The sequence below is a fragment of the Cupriavidus taiwanensis LMG 19424 genome (assembly GCF_000069785.1).
Taxonomy (GTDB): Bacteria; Pseudomonadota; Gammaproteobacteria; order Burkholderiales; family Burkholderiaceae; genus Cupriavidus; species Cupriavidus taiwanensis.
Window position 1 is genome coordinate 571,864 of sequence record NC_010528.1, and the last position, 15,024, is coordinate 586,887.

Consider the following 15,024-nt stretch of genomic DNA (forward strand, 5'->3'; position numbering starts at 1 on the left):
TTCAGGCCCGCGCCGTGGCCGGGTCCTCCAGCAACGCATCGCGGTTAGCATAGCGCGACGCGATCACCGAGCAGACGATCAGCTGCAACTGGTGATAGACCATCAGCGGCAGCACCAGCAGTCCCAGCGCCGGATGGCCCGCAAACAGGATCTTGGCCATCGGGATGCCGTTGGCCAGGCTCTTCTTCGAGCCGCAGAACACCGCGGTGATCTCGTCCTCGACGGAAAAGCCCAGGCGGCGCGCCGTCAGCGTGGTGAAGCCCAGCACCACGAACAGCAGCACCGCGGCAATCCCCATTACCGCGCCGATGGTCTGCCACTGGTACTGGTGCCACAGGCCCTCGGCGGTGGCGTCGCAGAACGACGAGTAGACGATCAGCACGATCACGCCGCGGTCGATCTTGTTGGTGATGTGCTTTTTCTTGGCCAGCCAGTTGCCGATCAGCGGGCGCAACAGCTGGCCCAGCGCGAACGGCAGCAGCAGCTGCAGCGCCACGCCGGTCAGCGCCTTGCCCAGCGGCATCGAGGCGCCGCTGGCGCTGATCACCAGCCCCATCAGCAGCGGCGTCACCAGCATGCCGATCAGGCCCGAGATGGTGGCGTTGAAGATCGCGCCCGAGACGTTGCCACGGGCCATCGAGGTCATGGCCACCGACGACGACACCGTGGACGGCAGCGCGCACAGGAAGAACACGCCCAGCAGCAGGTCGGCCGGCAGCGTATTGCGCAGCGACAGCATGAGCAGCGCGCCCACCACCGGGAACACCACGTAGGTGAAGACCTGCACGAACACGTGCAGGCGCCAGTGCTTGGCGCCCGCCACCAGCTTGTCGCGCGACAGCGCCGCGCCGTGCAGGAAGAACACCAGCGCCACGCCCAGGCTGGTCACCACGCCGAGGTGCAGCGGGCCGTCGCCGGTACCAAGTTGGGGCGCGGCCAGCGCGATGGCAATGGCCGTCAGCATGACGAGCACAAAGCCGTCGATCAGGTCATAGAGCTTCTTGAGGTTGCGGACAATACGGGACATGACTGCGGGTGAAATCCTGCGATGTTAGGGTTTTGCCTAGTATTGGACGCTAGCCAGGTCTAGAATGCAAATTCATTTATAGAATCTATTTATCCGCTTGTTGCATGAATTACACATTGCGGCAGTTGCGCGTGTTTCTTGCCGTGGCCAGCAGCGGTGGCTTCAGCCGGGCCGCGGATGCTGTCGGACTGACGCAGCCGGCGGTCAGTCGCGGCGTCGCGGAGCTGGAAGACGCGCTCGGCGTGCGCCTGCTGGATCGCACCACGCGCGAAGTGGTGCTGACCGAAGCCGGCCATGCGCTGGCACCGGCGCTGGAGCGCCTGCTCGGGCAACTGGACGACACCCTCGAAGAAACGCGACAGCTCGGTGAGCGCTATCGGGGCCGTGTAGTGATAGCCGGCGCGCCGACGATTTCGGCACGGCTGATGCCGCTCTACGTGGCCGCCTGCGCCGCGCAATATCCCGAGATTCGCTTGACCGTGCGCGACAACGTCCAGGCCGACGGACTGGAGCAGGTGCGCGCCGGCGCGGTGGACTTCGGCGTGCTGATCGACCCGCTGGTGCGCGACGGGCTGCTGGTGGCACCGGTGGCGACCGACCCGTTCTGCTTCGTCTGCCGGCGCGACCATCCGCTGGCGCAGGCGGAATCGGTGCCGTGGTCGGCGCTGCACGGCATGCGGCTGGTGCTGCTGGACTTTGCCTCGGGCAGCCGGCCGCTGATCGACCGCGTGTTCGGCCGCCACGGCGTGGTGCCGCAGGTGGTGCAGGAGCTGGGCCATTCGGCCAGTGTGTTCGGCATGGTCGAGGCCGGCATCGGCGCCTCGGTGCTGCCGTCATTCTCGTTGCCGCTGCCGGCGGCGTCGCCGCTGGTGTGGCGCCCGCTGGTGCCGCGCGAGGAGCGCAGCATCGTCATGGTGCGGCGCGAGGACCGCTCGCTGTCGCCGGCCGCGGCGGCGGTGTGGGAACTGGTGCGGGGCCTGACCGTGCGGGCCGAGGCGCCGGCCGTCAGCGCCGCGGCCTGAGCCGGCCGCGTCGTAAGCCGGCCGCGCCCGGTCAGCGCGCGGTGACCATCAACGCTTCCAGCGCAAAGCTGCCGTCGTCCTGCACGCGATAGTGCTCGCGCACTTCCGCGGGCGCCACCTGCCACAGGTGCCGGATCGCGTCCACCGCCACCGCCGGCGTGCGCATGCGCTGTACCCAGCTGTCGAAGTCGATGCCGATGCGCCAGGTCTCCGATACCGCGATGGCGTCCGCGGCAAAGCCCGCCGCCTCGAACATCGCGCGCCAGTCCGCCGGCGTGTAGTCGCGCACATGCGAGGGATCGCGCAGCAGCTCGACCGATTGCAACCAGGTATCGCGCAGCGGATCCGGCGCGCCGGCGATGTCGATCAGCACCACCTTGCCCCCGGGCTTGAGCACGCGGCGGATTTCCGCCAGCGCGGCCGGCACGTCGCGCCAGTGGTGCGCGCTCATGCGCGACACCACCGCGCAGAAGCCGGCATCGTCGAACGGCAATTGCTCGGCCGCGCCCTGGCGGGTGCGCACGTTGGCCAGCCCGCGCTCGCGTGCCGCGGCCTCGACTACGGCCAGCATGTCGGCCGACAGGTCGTATGCGGTCACCTCGCCCGCCACCGCCGCGGCGGCAAAGCTGGCATGGCCGGCGCCGCAGCCGAGGTCGAGCACGCGGCTGCGCGGGCGGTTGGCCGCGGGAATCAGTGCAGCCAGTTCGTCCTTCAGTTGCTGCAGATCCGCGCCGCTGGCGTGGACCGCGCTGGTGAGGTAGGCGCTGGCGGTGGCGCCGAACTGGGCGGCGACGAGTTCCTGTTGCTGCATGGTGCTGAGCTCCTTGGGCCGCTGCCGGGTGAGGCCGGCGGGCGGTCTTGTTGTCGGGGGAGGGGGCTTGCCCGCGAGGCGGGTTCGGCATACTGTAGGCGGCTCATTTTCCCGGTACAAGTCACCGCTTTATCCTGGTATAAGCGCCACCAGCCTGCCATGCCGCCAACCATCCAGACTGCAGATCCATCCTCGCCAGCCTCGCGCGAGGCCGTGCTCGGCGCCTTCCTGCGCGCGCACCGCGAACGCCTGGCGCCGGCGGACGTGGGCGTGGCGCCCGGCCAGCGCCGGCGCACGCCGGGGCTGCGACGCGAGGAGGTCGCGCAACTGGCGGGACTAAGTACGACCTGGGTGACGTGGCTGGAGCAGGGCCGGCCGGTGTCGCTGTCGGCGCGCGCGCTGGCCAGCCTGGCCGGGGCGCTGCGGCTGTCGCGTGCCGAGCGCGCCTATCTGTTCGAACTGGCGGGGCGGCGCGACCCGCAACACGCCGCCGGCGAGCCGGTGCCGCCCGCGGTGCTGGCCAGCGTGCACGCCATCGACGGGCCGGCTTACCTGCTTGACCGCCAATGGACCGCGCTGGCCTGGAACGCCGCGGCCGCGGACCTGTTCACCGGCTGGCTCGACGCCGCTGGCACCGAGCGCAACCTGCTGCGCGCGATGTTCCTGTCGCCGGCGCTGCAGGCGCTGGTGCAGGACTGGCCGCACCGCGCCGCACGGCTGGTGGCCGAATTTCGCGCGCACAGCATCCGCCACGCCGACGCGGCACCGACGCGGGCGTTGATCGAGGGATTGATGGCGGAGAGCGCGGAGTTCCGCGCTGCCTGGCTGTCGCAGGACGTGGAAGACCGCGAGGGCGGGCGCCGCGGCTTTCGCCATCCGCGCCAGGGCACGCTGCAGTTCGAGCAGCTGACGCTGGTGCCCGCGGCGGCGCCGGGACTGATGCTGGTGATGCTGCTGCCCGGCTGAGCGGGCAGCTGCCAGCGCTTACTTGGGCTGCATCCGGATCGCGCCGTCCAGGCGGATCACTTCGCCGTTGAGCATGGGGTTCTCGATGATCGAGCGCGCCAGCTTCGCGTATTCGGCGGGCCGGCCCAGCCGCGACGGGAACGGCACCATCTTGCCCAGCGCGTCCTGCACCTCCTGCGGCATGCCCAGCAGCATCGGGGTTTCGAACAGGCCCGGGGCGATGGTCATGCAGCGCACGCCGTCGCGCGCCAGGTCGCGCGCGATCGCCAGCGTCATGCCGACCACGCCGCCCTTGGACGCGGCATAGGCCGCCTGCCCGATCTGGCCGTCGAAGGCCGCCACCGAGGCGGTATTGATGATCACGCCGCGCTCGCCCTCGCTGTCGGGGGCGTTCTGCACCATCGCCGCGGCGGCCAGGCGGATCATGTTGAAGGTGCCGATCAGGTTGATGCGGATGGTCTTGTCGAAGGCATCGAGCGGATGCGGGCCGTTCTTGCCGACCGTCTTGTTGGCGGTGGCGATGCCGGCGCAGTTGACCAGGCCGGCAAGGCGGCCGAGCGACTGCGCCGCGGCGACCGCGGCCTGGCCATCGGCTTCCGAGGTGACGTCGCAGCGCACGAACCGGCCGCCGGTCTCGGCCGCCAGCGCCTGGCCCGCGGCTTCGTTCAGGTCGGCGATGACGACCCTGGCGCCGGATTCGGCAAGGAGGCGGGCCGTACCCGCGCCAAGGCCTGAGGCGCCGCCGGTGATGATGAATACGTTGTCCTTGATTTCCACGGTCGTGTCTCCTCGGTGTGGTTTCCGTTTACGTAAACGTTAAGCGCATTGTACGGAGGCCGGGCCGATGTGCAAGGGGCCCGGGAGAAATCGGGCGGCGGTGCGCTCAAGCACCTGTGCGTGCCGCAAAGGCCGGAACAAAAAAAAGCGGCCCGAAGGCCGCTTTCTTGACTGTCTGGTCCAGCGAGTCGATTACTTCAACGCCTCGAACACCCGCGCGGTAATCTCGTCAACATTCCCCACGCCCAGGATCTTGCGATACTTCGGCGGCGCCACCTTGGCCGCGGGGTCGCCGTTGGCCGCCCAGGCCGAGTAGTAGTCCACCAGCGGACGGGTCTGCTGCGAGTAGACGTCGAGGCGCTTCTTGACGGTTTCTTCCTTGTCGTCGTCGCGCTGGATCAGCGGCTCGCCGGTCTCGTCGTCGACGCCTTCCGTCTTGGGCGGGTTGTACTTGAGGTGGTAGGTGCGGCCCGATGCCACGTGTACGCGGCGACCGCTCATGCGTTCGATGATGGCGTCGAACGGCACGTCGATCTCGAGCACGTAGTCGATCGCCACGCCCGCGTCCTTCATCGCCTCGGCTTGCGGAATGGTGCGCGGGAAGCCGTCGAACAGGTAGCCGCTCTTGCAGTCGTCCTGCTTCAGGCGGTCCTTCACCAGGCCGATGATGATGTCGTCCGACACCAGTCCGCCCGCGTCCATGACCTTCTTGGCTTCCACGCCCAGCGGCGTGCCGGCCTTCACCGCGGCGCGCAGCATGTCGCCGGTGGAGATTTGCGGAATGCCGAACTTTTCGCAGATGAACTTGGCTTGCGTGCCTTTGCCAGCGCCGGGCGCGCCCAACAGGATCAAACGCATTTACGGGTCCTCAGAGTTTTTAATCTGGTATGGCGGGAGATCAGAAGGAGGGTAACGCCGTAAGTTGACGCGAGACTGACTGCGGTCCCGGTGCGCGCTGACTGCGTTCAGCGCGGGCACGGCTCAGGCGTACCCACGCGTACGGCCGGCGGCGGCTGCCAGGGGGATGGCGGCGCGGCGCACCGGACGGGCTCTATCTTTATCTCCCCACCGAGCCTTGGCCGGCGGCGCGACTGCTCGCGCCAGCGGGGCGGCTCTGTATCGGCAAGCATTATGCCATGAGGCAGCGGGGATTCGGCCCGAAATCGGCGCCCCGGTTCGGTTGCAGCAGAATCGACCGGAGCGGGCAGGTGCGCGCGCAGCCCGGACGTGCGAGCCCCGCGGAGGTGTCTGTCAGGGCCCTTCCTGGGCCATCGACTGTGCCCACAGCGTGCGCACCCGGTCGAGGTCGGCCTGGGTATCCACCCCGGGCGCGGGCGCGGCGGCGGTCTGCATCACCGCGATGCGCTCGCCGTGCCACATGGCGCGCAGCTGCTCGAGCGCCTCGGTCTGCTCCAGCGGCGCCGCCGCCAGCGTCGGGAAGCGGCGCAGGAAGCCGGCCCGATAGGCGTACAGGCCGATATGACGCAGCACCGGCATGTCCGGCAGCGGCACCCGGGCCGACGCGGCAGGCATGGCCGGCACGCCGGACCACGCGTCGCGCGCCCACGGAATCGGCGCGCGCGAGAAATACAGCGCGCGGCCGGCGGCGTCGCACACCACCTTGACCACGTTGGGGTTGAACACTTCGGCGCTGTCGTGCAGCGGATGGGCCGCGGTGGCGATGGCGCAGTCCGCGTGGTGCGCCAAGTGCAGCGCCACCTCGTCGATCAGCGCCGGCTCGATCAGCGGCTCGTCGCCCTGCACGTTGACGACGATGGCGTCATCGGCCAGCCCGAGTTGCGCCGCGACCTCGGCCAGCCGGTCGGTGCCCGAGGGGTGGTCGGCGCGGGTCAGCACCGCCTCGATGCCGTGCGCGGCGCAGGCCTGCGCCACCGCGGGCGCGTCGGTGGCGACCACGGTGCGCTGCGCCGACGACGCGTGCGCGCGCTCGGCCACGCGCACCACCATCGGCCGACCGCCGATGTCGGCCAGCGGCTTGTCGGGCAGGCGGGTCGAGGCGAGCCGCGCCGGGATCACCACGGTAAAGGCGGGGACGGTCATGGCGCGCTGCTCAGTTGCCCGCCGGCGCGTCCGGCTCGATCACGCGGCCGGGCACCGACTGGCGGGCCTCGTCGGCCAGCATCACGGGGATGCCGTCGCGGATCGGGTAGGCCAGCTTGTCGGCGTGGCAGATCAGCTCCTGCGCGGCGCGGTCGTATTCCAGCTTGCCCTTGCATAGCGGGCAGACCAGGATTTCAAGCAGCCGGTTGTCCATCTCGGTGTTCCTCGTTGCGCCCGGCGGCGCCGCTCGCGGCGGCCGGCGCGGTCGGCGCGGGTTGGATTTGCGCCTGCACGGCGCGGCGGATTTTATCGATCAGGCCCGCATCGATCACGGGCCTGGTGGGCACGACCCAGATGCGCGGGTCGTCGAAGCGCTCGCATTTTACGGCATCCTTCTCGGTGATCAGGATCACGTCCGCATCGAGCGCGTCGGGATGGTCGACGAACGGGTCGACGACGAAGTCATAGTGGTCGGGCAGCGGCAGCGTCTTCGGCGCCAGGCCGGCGCCGCGCAGGCTGGCAAAGAAGCGCTCGGGGTTGCCGATGCCGGCCGCGGCCAGCACGCGCCGGCCGGCGAAGGCGCTGAGCGGCCGCGCCATGGCGGGATCGGCGAGCTGCCAGGCGTCACCCAGTTCCAGGCGCATGCCGTACACGCCGGGGCGGTCGGGCGTGGCGCGGAAGGTGGGGTCATTGATCAGGGTGGCGTCGCGCGGGCGCGAGAGCGGCTCGCGCAGCGGGCCCGCTGGCAGCATCAGGCCGTTGCCGCCCATGCGCGCGTCGAACATCACGATCTCGAAGTCGCGCTGCAGCTTGTAGTGCTGCAGGCCGTCGTCGAGCAGCAGCACGTTGATGCCGGGGTGCGACACCAGCATGGCCTGGGCGCACAGCGCGCGGTCGGGGTAGACCCAGACCGGCACGTCGGTGGCGCGCGCGATCAGCAGCGGTTCGTCGCCGACGTCGCCGGCCTGCGAGGTCGGCTTGACGCGGCGCGGGTGCTTGAGCTGCACGCCGTAGCCGCGCGAAACCACGCCGGGCCGCAGCCCGGCCTCGGTCAGCGCATGCGCCAGCGCGATCACCGCGGGGGTCTTGCCGGTGCCGCCCACGGTGACGTTGCCGACCACCACCACCGGCATCGGCAGCCGCGTCGACTTGAACCAGCCGCGCTGGTAGCCGTGGCGGCGCACCCGCGCGACCACGCCGAACAGCAGCGAGAACGGCAGCATGACCCACGCGAACCAGCCGCGGCGTTGCCACTGGGCGGTCACGAAGTCGGCAAGGGCATGGCGGGGAACGGGCATGGACGCGGCGGGCGAGAGTCGATGGTCGGGATGCGATTGTAGTGCGCGCGCGGCTTCGCCCCTCGGGGGCGGCCCAACCATTATGGGCATTGCCGTGCGCATGGGGCAAGCCCGCCGGCCGCGCGCGGCCCGGGCTCAGCGCGGCTGCGCGCTCTGCGTGGCGAACGTCAGGCGCGACAGCCCGGCCAGCCGCGCGGCCTCCATCACGTTGACCACGGCCTGGTGGGTGGCCTGGGCGTCGGCATTGACGATTACCACCGGCGGCTGGCCGCCGGCGCCCGCGGCGCTGCGCAGCCGGTCGGCCAGGCTGGTGACGTCCTTCTGCTCCATCACCTGCTTGTTGACCGAGTAGACGCCGCGCGACGACACCGACACCACGATCTCCTGCGGCTGCTGCCGCGCGCGCTCGGCGTCGGCGGTGGGCAGCTGGATCTGCAGCTCGGTAAAGCGCGAGTACGTGGTCGTGATCATCAAAAAGATCAGGATCACGAGCAGCACGTCGATCAGCGGAATCAGGTTGATCTCCGGCTCTTCGCGCCGCTGGCGGGAACGGAAGTGCATGGCGTTCGCTTTGCGTGCGGCGCTCAGGCGCGGCGCTGCGGCAGGATGGCGTCGAGGAACGAGGTGGCGCGGAATTCCAGTTCGGCCACATAGTCGTCCACGCGGCGGCGGAAGTAGCGCCAGAAGATCAGCGCCGGGATCGCCACGATCAGGCCGAAGGCGGTGTTGTACAGCGCCACCGAGATGCCGTGCGCCAGCTGCTCGGGGCTGGTGCCGGTGCCGCCTTGGTTGCCGAAGATCTCGATCATGCCGATCACCGTGCCCAGCAGCCCCATCAGCGGCGCCACCGAGGCGATCGTGCCAAGCGCGTTCAGGTAGCGCTCGAGTTCGTGCGCGACCACGCGGCCGGCTTCCTCGACCACGTCCTTGGCGGCGTCGCGCGAGGTATGCGGCTGCAGCACCACGTGGCGCAGCCCCGCGGCCAGCACACGGCCCAACGGAGAATTCTGTTCCAGCGTGTTGACCACTTCCGGCGTGGCGCGGCGCTGCTGCGCGGCCGCCAGCGCTTCTTCATACAACCTGGCGGGCAGCACCTTGCTGCGCTTCAGCGACAGGAAGCGTTCCACGATCAGCGCCAGCGCGATGACAGAGGCGAGCAACAGCGGCCAGATCGGCCAGCCGGCCGCTTGAATGATGGAAAACAATTGGACCCCCGGGATCGACAACCGAATAACGAAACCCCAAACCACCAGCCGGCATGCCTTGAGGCGCGTGGGCAGGGTGCCTTGCTGCGCGCTCCGGCATTGCTCTAAAAAAATCAGGCGCCACTCTAACTCGCGCTCCGGCGCGCGGCAAGCGACGGTGCGCGCCTGTCTCCGGCACGCATCGCGTGCGGACCGCGCGGAGCACCGCTTTCCACAGCGGACAGGGACAGTGTTGTGGATCGATTGTGGAAAGCTGCCGGACAAGATGGCTAAACCATTGATCGAAAAGGGTAAAGGCGACCCTGCTTAAATTTTGTGCAATGCCGCCCGCGATGCGCTGCGCCGCATCGCGCACGTGCCGTGGCGCTGGCTGCCACAGCGTGCGGCCGCCTTTCTGTACGCTGGAGCACTTTTCGACCGCGCTTTCCACACGTCAGCGGGACAGTGCTGTGGAGGGCTTGTGGAAAGCTACCTGAAAAATTGCATAAGTCCTTGATTCGAAAGGCGGTACATCCTGCTGCCTAAAAAACGGGCAAACGGTCGTATGGTCCGCTGCCGGGTCTCGCGGCGCCCTGTCTCCTAGAAAATCGGGGTTTGTCCACAGCGGCAAGGGAGAGCACTGTGGATGGCCTGTGGACAATTCCGGGAGAAGCGATCTAACCATCTGAATTAAAGGAGCTTTTGCGGCGCTGCCGCGAAAATGTGCAATCGCAGCAGAAACGTGTCACGCGGATGCCGCTAGGGGTGTCGCGCCGCCGGGGCGAATGCCAAGGCGCTTGGCGCGATCAATAAGCGTGCTAGGCGCCACGTTGCCTTGGAGAGTGAAATATAAGGCGCTTTTTATCCAGAGACGCTGTGGATAACTTTGTGAACAAGGCCTTTGGCCGCCTTGTAAGTGGTTGATGCAAAAGAAAAATGGTTATATTGCCTAATTTTTGTTGTGCTCATAAATTGCATAAGAATCAAAGGCTTGCACCAATTCATGCGGCTTTCGGGGCAGCAGGCTGCCATCAGCGCTACCCCCTTGACATTGCAGTTATGCTGTGGACATGTCTGATCTACGCCGCATCCCCGCGGACTGCCCATGTCTGACTTGCCGAATTTGTCGCGTGACCCTTCCTTCACCGCGCCGCGCAGCGGCCGCGAGGTGATCCCGGTCGGCGAACTGAACCACGCCATTGCGCGCGTGCTCGAACGCAGCTTTCCGCTCGCCTGGGTACGGGGCGAGATCTCAAACTTCACGCGCGCGGCGAGCGGCCACTGGTATTTCTCGCTGAAGGACGCGCGGGCGCAGATCCGCTGTGTGATGTTCCGCGGACGCAACCAGCATGTCGACTTCCAGCCGCGCGAGGGCGAGGCCGTGGAAGTGCGCGCGGTGGTCTCGATGTACGAGGCGCGCGGCGAACTGCAGCTTGGCGTGGAGGCCATGCGCCGCGCCGGACTCGGCAATCTCTATGAAGCCTTCCTGCGGCTCAAGGAAAAGCTGTCGCAGGCCGGGCTGTTCGCGCCGGAGCGCAAGCGCCCGGTGCCGGCGCAGCCGCGCGCCATCGGCGTGGTCACGTCGCTGCAGGCCGCGGCGCTGCGCGATGTGCTGAGCACGCTGCGGCGGCGCGCGCCGCATGTGCCGGTGGTGGTCTATCCGGTACCGGTGCAGGGCGCGGGCGCGGCGCAGAAAATCGCGGACATGCTCGATGCCGCGGCCGCGCGCTCGGAATGCGACGTGCTGATCCTGTGCCGCGGCGGCGGCAGCATCGAAGACCTGTGGTCGTTCAATGAAGAGGTGGTGGCGCAGGCGATTGCGCGCTGCACGCTGCCGGTGGTCTCGGGCGTGGGCCACGAGACCGATTTCACCATTGCCGACTTTGTCGCCGACGTGCGTGCGCCAACGCCCACCGGCGCGGCCGAGCTGGTCAGCCCGGATCGCTCGCACCTGCTCGCGCAGACCCTGCGCGCGCGCGATGCGCTCAGGCAATGCCTGCGCCGCGGACTGGACCTGCGCGCGCAACACCTGGACTGGCTGGCGCGGCGCGTGCGCAGCCCGCAGGCGCAGTTGCAGGAGCGCCGCGCGCAGGTCGACAATCTGGCGCGACACTTGCGCTCGGCATTGCGTGACACCGTGGTGTCGCAGCGCCATCGCCAGCAACTGCTGGCAATGCGCTGGCGCGCCTGCCGCCCCGACGCGCTCGCTGCCCACGCCGGCGTCGCGCGGCTGTGGCAACGGCTGCAGGCGGCCGCGCTGCGCCAGCACGAGCGCGCCGCGCAGCGCCTGGCACGCAGCGCGGGCGCGCTGGAGCTGCTGGCGCCGCAGCGCACGCTGGAACGCGGCTATGCGGTGCTGCTGGACCAGCGCGGACGCGCGCTGCGCGCCCCCGCCGAGATCCGCGCGGGCAGCGTGGTCGAAGCGCACCTGGCCGAGGGCGTGGCCGACCTGGCGATCGCCGGCGTGCAGGCCAAGCTGCCCGAATTCTGAGCCGCCGCGCGGCGCCGGGAACGCCTCCCATGCGCGTGCGGCACAGGCCCGAAAGACCGCGCCGAAATCTCCCGGAAAGCCGCGCGCGGACAAACTAACATCGGAGCAGGGGGCTTTGCGCCGCGGTTTGCGTGGGCCTTGCAAGTCCCCTACAATCGGCAATTCCGGACCCAACAACCCCAACCCACAGAGACAGAACAATGGAACACAAGCTCCCCCCGCTTCCGTACGCGCATGATGCCCTGGCTCCGCACATCTCCAAGGAGACGCTGGAGTTCCATCATGACAAGCACCACCAGACCTACGTCACCAACCTGAACAACCTCATCAAGGGCACCGAGTTCGAGAACGCGACCCTGGAAGAGATCGTCAAGAAGTCGTCGGGCGGCATCTTCAACAACGCTGCCCAGGTGTGGAACCACACCTTCTACTGGGATTCGCTGAAGCCCAACGGCGGCGGCCAGCCGACCGGCGCACTGGCCGATGCCATCAACGCCAAGTGGGGCTCGTTCGACAAGTTCAAGGAAGAGTTCACCAAGGTTGCCGTCGGCACCTTCGGTTCGGGCTGGGCCTGGCTGGTCAAGAAGGCCGACGGCTCGCTGGACCTGGTGTCCACCTCCAACGCCGCCACGCCGCTGACCACCGACGCCAAGCCGCTGCTGACCTGCGACGTGTGGGAGCACGCCTACTACATCGACTACCGCAATGCCCGCCCGAAGTATGTCGAGGCATTCTGGAATGTCGTGAACTGGGACTTCGCCGGCAAGAACTTCGCTGGCTGATCCACGGATCGTCCGCACCGCAGAAATCGAAAAAGGGCCGCCAGGCCCTTTTTTGTTGTCCGTCCGATTCCGCATTTGGCGCACGCTCCACGCACTGCGCACCCCCCGCATCGCCTGTGTCGACGGCGTCCCATCGCTGGAACACAGCGACACACTACCGCCCACTACCGGGCCCCGCGCCCGCGCCCTATGCTGCCGATGTCCATGCCGGCATGGTCGGCCACCACGATAACAAATCGGTATGGCGACCAAAAGAAAATGCGAATGGACGCTGCGATACCCGATTTCTAGAATCCCCCTCACGCTGCATCGCCGCGTACATCCGCCGCATGAGATAGCGCAATCAAGAATCCAGACATTGCTGATGCCGTAGTCCGGGCAGGGGTTGCTGCTGCCCGCGATTTCGTGCACGGGGCGGGGCAGGCATCCCCGTATCGATTCGGACAGGCGCAAGACCGACACTGGAGACAACATGAAGAACCCCCTTGCGGGCGCCATCTTTGCGGCGCTCGCGGCCTGCTGCACCGCCGCTTCGGCGCAGGACCACGTCACGCTGTATGGCAGGCTCAATACGTCGATGGAGTATTCGGATGCGTCGACGGCCTCCGATGGCACCAAGCTGGGTGGCACCGGCCGCCTGACCAATAACCGCTCGGTGTTCGGCATGCGCGGCGAAGAGGCGCTGTATGGCAGTCTGAAGGCGATCTGGCAGATCGAAAGCAATATCTCCCTGGATACGGGCAGCGGGCAACTGGCCAGCCGCAATACCCGCGTTGGGTTGGCTGGCTCGGCCGGCAGCTTCTTCATGGGCAACTGGACCACGGCTTACCTCGAAGCCACGTCGTCCTACGACCCGTTCTATCCGACCACGGCCGGGTATATGGCGCTGATCGGCAACGGCTCGACCCCGACCTCCGACAACATCCAGGACACCAGCGCCTTCGACCGCCGCCAGAAGAACAGCCTGCACTACCGCAGCCCGAAGTGGAACGGCTTCAGCGGCGGCGTGACCTGGGGCGTCAATGAAGAGCGCGCCACGGTGCCGCGCAATCCCAGCCTGTGGTCGTTCGCCGGGGCCTATGACAACGGCCCGCTGAACGTGGTGCTGGCTTACGAGCGCCACAACAACTACCAGACCGCGGGCCGCGACGACGAAGGCATGAAGATCGGCCTGTCGTACCAGTTCCCGACCACCAAGGTCTCGGCGATCTACGAGCGGCTGCACTACCGCACCGCCACCGGCGACCTGAAGCGCGATGCGTACTACGCCTCGGTGGTGCAGAAGCTGTGGACCGGCAGCCTGCGCGCGGGTGTCGGCTTTGCCGGCAACGGCCGCGGCAACGCCACCGAGACCGTCGGCTTCTTCCGCAGCGGCCCGGATACCGGCGCGGTGCAGGCCACGCTGGGCTACGAGTATCCGCTGTCGAAGCGCACTTCGGTGTTCGGCTTCTACAGCCGCATCTTCAACAAGAAAAACGCCACCTACGACTTTGCGATCAACGAGCTGGGCATTTCCGCCGGCGCCGATCCGCAGACCTTTGCGCTAGGCATGCGCCACGTGTTCTGAACGAGGCCCGCCTCAGGCCATTACCCGAGATCAAGGAGACCCCACATGAAATTCCGCCACATGCTGCGCGCGGCGCTGGCCGCCGCACTGTGCCTGCCGCTGCTGCCCGGCGCGGCGCACGCCGACACCTATCCCGACAAGCCGATCCGCATGGTCGTGCCGTTTGCCGCCGGCAGCGCCACCGACCTGCTCGCGCGCATCGTCAGCGCGGAGATGAGCACCTCGTCGAACCTGCAGATCGTCGTCGACAACCGCCCCGGCGCCGGCGGCACCATCGGCACCGCGGTGGTGGCCAAGGCGCCCGCCGACGGCTACACGCTGCTGCTGACCTCCGCCGGGCACGCGGTCAATCCCACGCTCTACCCCAAGCTGCCGTACGACACCACGCGCGACCTGAAGGGCATCTCCACGGTCGCGACCATGCCCTACCTGCTGGTGGTCAGCGCCTCCAGCCCGTACCGCACGCTCAAGGACCTGCTGGCCGCGGCGCGCGCCAAGCCTGATTCGGTGACCTACAGCTCGGCGGGCAGCGGCAGTTCGTCGCACCTGAGCGGCGAGCTGTTCAACGTGACCGCGGGCGTGCAGACGCGGCATATCCCGTACAAGGGCGCGCCGGCGGCCATCACCGATGTGATCAGCGGACGCGTCGACATGTTCTTCGCCCCGTCCATCACCGCGCTGCAGTTCGTCAAGGAGGGCAAGCTGCGCATCTTGGGCGTGGCCACGGCGGCGCGGGTGCCGTCGCTGCCGGACGTGCCCACCATCGCCGAAGCGGGCGTGCCGGGCTATGTGTTCGATGCCTGGTTCGGCGTGCTGGCGCCGGCGGGCACGCCCAAGGAAATCGTGGCGCGCCTGAACACGGCGATGCAGCAGGCGCTGAGCGCGCCGGCGACCAGGGAGAAGCTGGTGGCGCAAGGCGCCGAGGCCAAGCCCTCGACCCCGGTCGCGTTCGACAAGCTGATCGCCGCCGACATCGCCAAGCTCGAGCCCATCGTCAAGCGCTCGGGCGCGCAGCCGGGCCAGTAACGGCGCAGCACT

General features: G+C 68.2%; 15 protein-coding genes. 6 read left to right on the top strand and 9 right to left on the bottom strand.

Annotated elements, in window-relative coordinates; genetic code table 11:
* Position 1 precedes the first annotated feature (1 nt).
* The gene (locus tag RALTA_RS02710; protein WP_012351879.1) at positions 2-1,027 is read right to left on the bottom strand and encodes a bile acid:sodium symporter family protein; all 1,026 of its coding nucleotides are present in this window, start codon (positions 1,025-1,027) and stop codon (positions 2-4) included.
* Positions 1,028-1,131: 104 nt separating this feature from the next.
* Between RALTA_RS02710 and RALTA_RS02715 the strand changes: the two genes are divergently transcribed.
* Positions 1,132-2,049 (top strand): LysR family transcriptional regulator, encoded by a 918-nt coding sequence (locus tag RALTA_RS02715; RefSeq protein WP_012351880.1) that lies wholly within the window; start codon positions 1,132-1,134, stop codon positions 2,047-2,049.
* A gap of 31 nt (positions 2,050-2,080) precedes the next feature.
* Here the strand turns inward: RALTA_RS02715 and RALTA_RS02720 are convergent, their stop codons facing one another.
* Positions 2,081-2,860: a class I SAM-dependent methyltransferase gene (locus RALTA_RS02720; protein ID WP_012351881.1), complete on the bottom strand. Its 780-nt coding sequence runs from the start codon at positions 2,858-2,860 to the stop codon at positions 2,081-2,083.
* A gap of 159 nt (positions 2,861-3,019) precedes the next feature.
* Here RALTA_RS02720 and RALTA_RS02725 point away from each other — a divergent pair, with 159 nt between their 5' ends.
* Positions 3,020-3,826 carry a helix-turn-helix transcriptional regulator gene (locus RALTA_RS02725; RefSeq protein ID WP_012351882.1) on the top strand — a complete coding sequence of 269 codons (807 nt, stop codon included), beginning with the start codon at positions 3,020-3,022 and terminating at the stop codon, positions 3,824-3,826.
* Positions 3,827-3,844: 18 nt separating this feature from the next.
* On the opposite strand, the gene RALTA_RS02730 is transcribed toward RALTA_RS02725, so the two are convergent.
* The 7 genes from RALTA_RS02730 to RALTA_RS02760 form a co-directional block, all read right to left on the bottom strand.
* Entirely contained in the window at positions 3,845-4,603 is a 759-nt protein-coding gene (locus RALTA_RS02730; protein WP_012351883.1) for a 3-hydroxyacyl-CoA dehydrogenase, read from the bottom strand.
* Between the two features lie 192 nt (positions 4,604-4,795).
* Complete coding sequence (gene adk / locus RALTA_RS02735; RefSeq protein ID WP_012351884.1) at positions 4,796-5,461, bottom strand: adenylate kinase; 666 nt, start codon at positions 5,459-5,461, stop codon at positions 4,796-4,798.
* 393 nt (positions 5,462-5,854) lie between these two features.
* Positions 5,855-6,664: a 3-deoxy-manno-octulosonate cytidylyltransferase gene (gene kdsB, locus RALTA_RS02740; protein ID WP_012351885.1), complete on the bottom strand. Its 810-nt coding sequence runs from the start codon at positions 6,662-6,664 to the stop codon at positions 5,855-5,857.
* Positions 6,665-6,674: 10 nt separating this feature from the next.
* Positions 6,675-6,878, bottom strand: a complete 204-nt coding sequence (locus tag RALTA_RS02745; RefSeq protein ID WP_012351886.1) for a Trm112 family protein — start codon at positions 6,876-6,878, stop codon at positions 6,675-6,677.
* Positions 6,859-7,962, bottom strand: coding sequence for a tetraacyldisaccharide 4'-kinase (gene lpxK, locus RALTA_RS02750; protein ID WP_012351887.1), 1,104 nt, complete (start codon positions 7,960-7,962; stop codon positions 6,859-6,861). The genes RALTA_RS02745 and lpxK overlap by 20 nt, the downstream gene beginning before the upstream one ends.
* Positions 7,963-8,097: 135 nt before the next feature.
* Complete coding sequence (locus RALTA_RS02755; RefSeq protein ID WP_012351888.1) at positions 8,098-8,523, bottom strand: ExbD/TolR family protein; 426 nt, start codon at positions 8,521-8,523, stop codon at positions 8,098-8,100.
* Positions 8,524-8,546: 23 nt separating this feature from the next.
* A complete protein-coding gene (locus tag RALTA_RS02760; protein ID WP_012351889.1) occupies positions 8,547-9,167 on the bottom strand; it encodes a MotA/TolQ/ExbB proton channel family protein in 621 nt (206 codons plus the stop codon).
* Between the two features lie 1,084 nt (positions 9,168-10,251).
* Here RALTA_RS02760 and xseA point away from each other — a divergent pair.
* From xseA to RALTA_RS02780, 4 genes are all read left to right on the top strand, one after another.
* On the top strand, positions 10,252-11,637 hold the full coding sequence (xseA, locus tag RALTA_RS02765) for an exodeoxyribonuclease VII large subunit (protein ID WP_012351890.1): 1,386 nt from the start codon (positions 10,252-10,254) through the stop codon (positions 11,635-11,637).
* 200 nt (positions 11,638-11,837) lie between these two features.
* Positions 11,838-12,419: a superoxide dismutase [Fe] gene (gene sodB, locus RALTA_RS02770; RefSeq protein ID WP_012351891.1), complete on the top strand. Its 582-nt coding sequence runs from the start codon at positions 11,838-11,840 to the stop codon at positions 12,417-12,419.
* A gap of 472 nt (positions 12,420-12,891) precedes the next feature.
* On the top strand, positions 12,892-13,986 hold the full coding sequence (locus RALTA_RS02775) for a porin (RefSeq protein WP_012351892.1): 1,095 nt from the start codon (positions 12,892-12,894) through the stop codon (positions 13,984-13,986).
* A 45-nt stretch (positions 13,987-14,031) separates the two neighbouring features.
* A complete protein-coding gene (locus RALTA_RS02780) occupies positions 14,032-15,012 on the top strand; it encodes a tripartite tricarboxylate transporter substrate binding protein (protein WP_012351893.1) in 981 nt (326 codons plus the stop codon).
* Positions 15,013-15,024 lie beyond the last annotated feature (12 nt).

Coding starts and splice junctions, on each gene's coding strand:
- RALTA_RS02710 (WP_012351879.1), bottom strand. CDS start 1,027: ATGTCCCGTATTGTCCGCAACCTCAAGAAGCTCTATGACCTGATCGAC.
- RALTA_RS02715 (WP_012351880.1), top strand. CDS start 1,132: ATGAATTACACATTGCGGCAGTTGCGCGTGTTTCTTGCCGTGGCCAGC.
- RALTA_RS02720 (WP_012351881.1), bottom strand. CDS start 2,860: ATGCAGCAACAGGAACTCGTCGCCGCCCAGTTCGGCGCCACCGCCAGC.
- RALTA_RS02725 (WP_012351882.1), top strand. CDS start 3,020: ATGCCGCCAACCATCCAGACTGCAGATCCATCCTCGCCAGCCTCGCGC.
- adk (WP_012351884.1), bottom strand. CDS start 5,461: ATGCGTTTGATCCTGTTGGGCGCGCCCGGCGCTGGCAAAGGCACGCAA.
- kdsB (WP_012351885.1), bottom strand. CDS start 6,664: ATGACCGTCCCCGCCTTTACCGTGGTGATCCCGGCGCGGCTCGCCTCG.
- RALTA_RS02745 (WP_012351886.1), bottom strand. CDS start 6,878: ATGGACAACCGGCTGCTTGAAATCCTGGTCTGCCCGCTATGCAAGGGC.
- lpxK (WP_012351887.1), bottom strand. CDS start 7,962: ATGCCCGTTCCCCGCCATGCCCTTGCCGACTTCGTGACCGCCCAGTGG.
- RALTA_RS02755 (WP_012351888.1), bottom strand. CDS start 8,523: ATGCACTTCCGTTCCCGCCAGCGGCGCGAAGAGCCGGAGATCAACCTG.
- xseA (WP_012351890.1), top strand. CDS start 10,252: ATGTCTGACTTGCCGAATTTGTCGCGTGACCCTTCCTTCACCGCGCCG.
- sodB (WP_012351891.1), top strand. CDS start 11,838: ATGGAACACAAGCTCCCCCCGCTTCCGTACGCGCATGATGCCCTGGCT.
- RALTA_RS02775 (WP_012351892.1), top strand. CDS start 12,892: ATGAAGAACCCCCTTGCGGGCGCCATCTTTGCGGCGCTCGCGGCCTGC.
- RALTA_RS02780 (WP_012351893.1), top strand. CDS start 14,032: ATGAAATTCCGCCACATGCTGCGCGCGGCGCTGGCCGCCGCACTGTGC.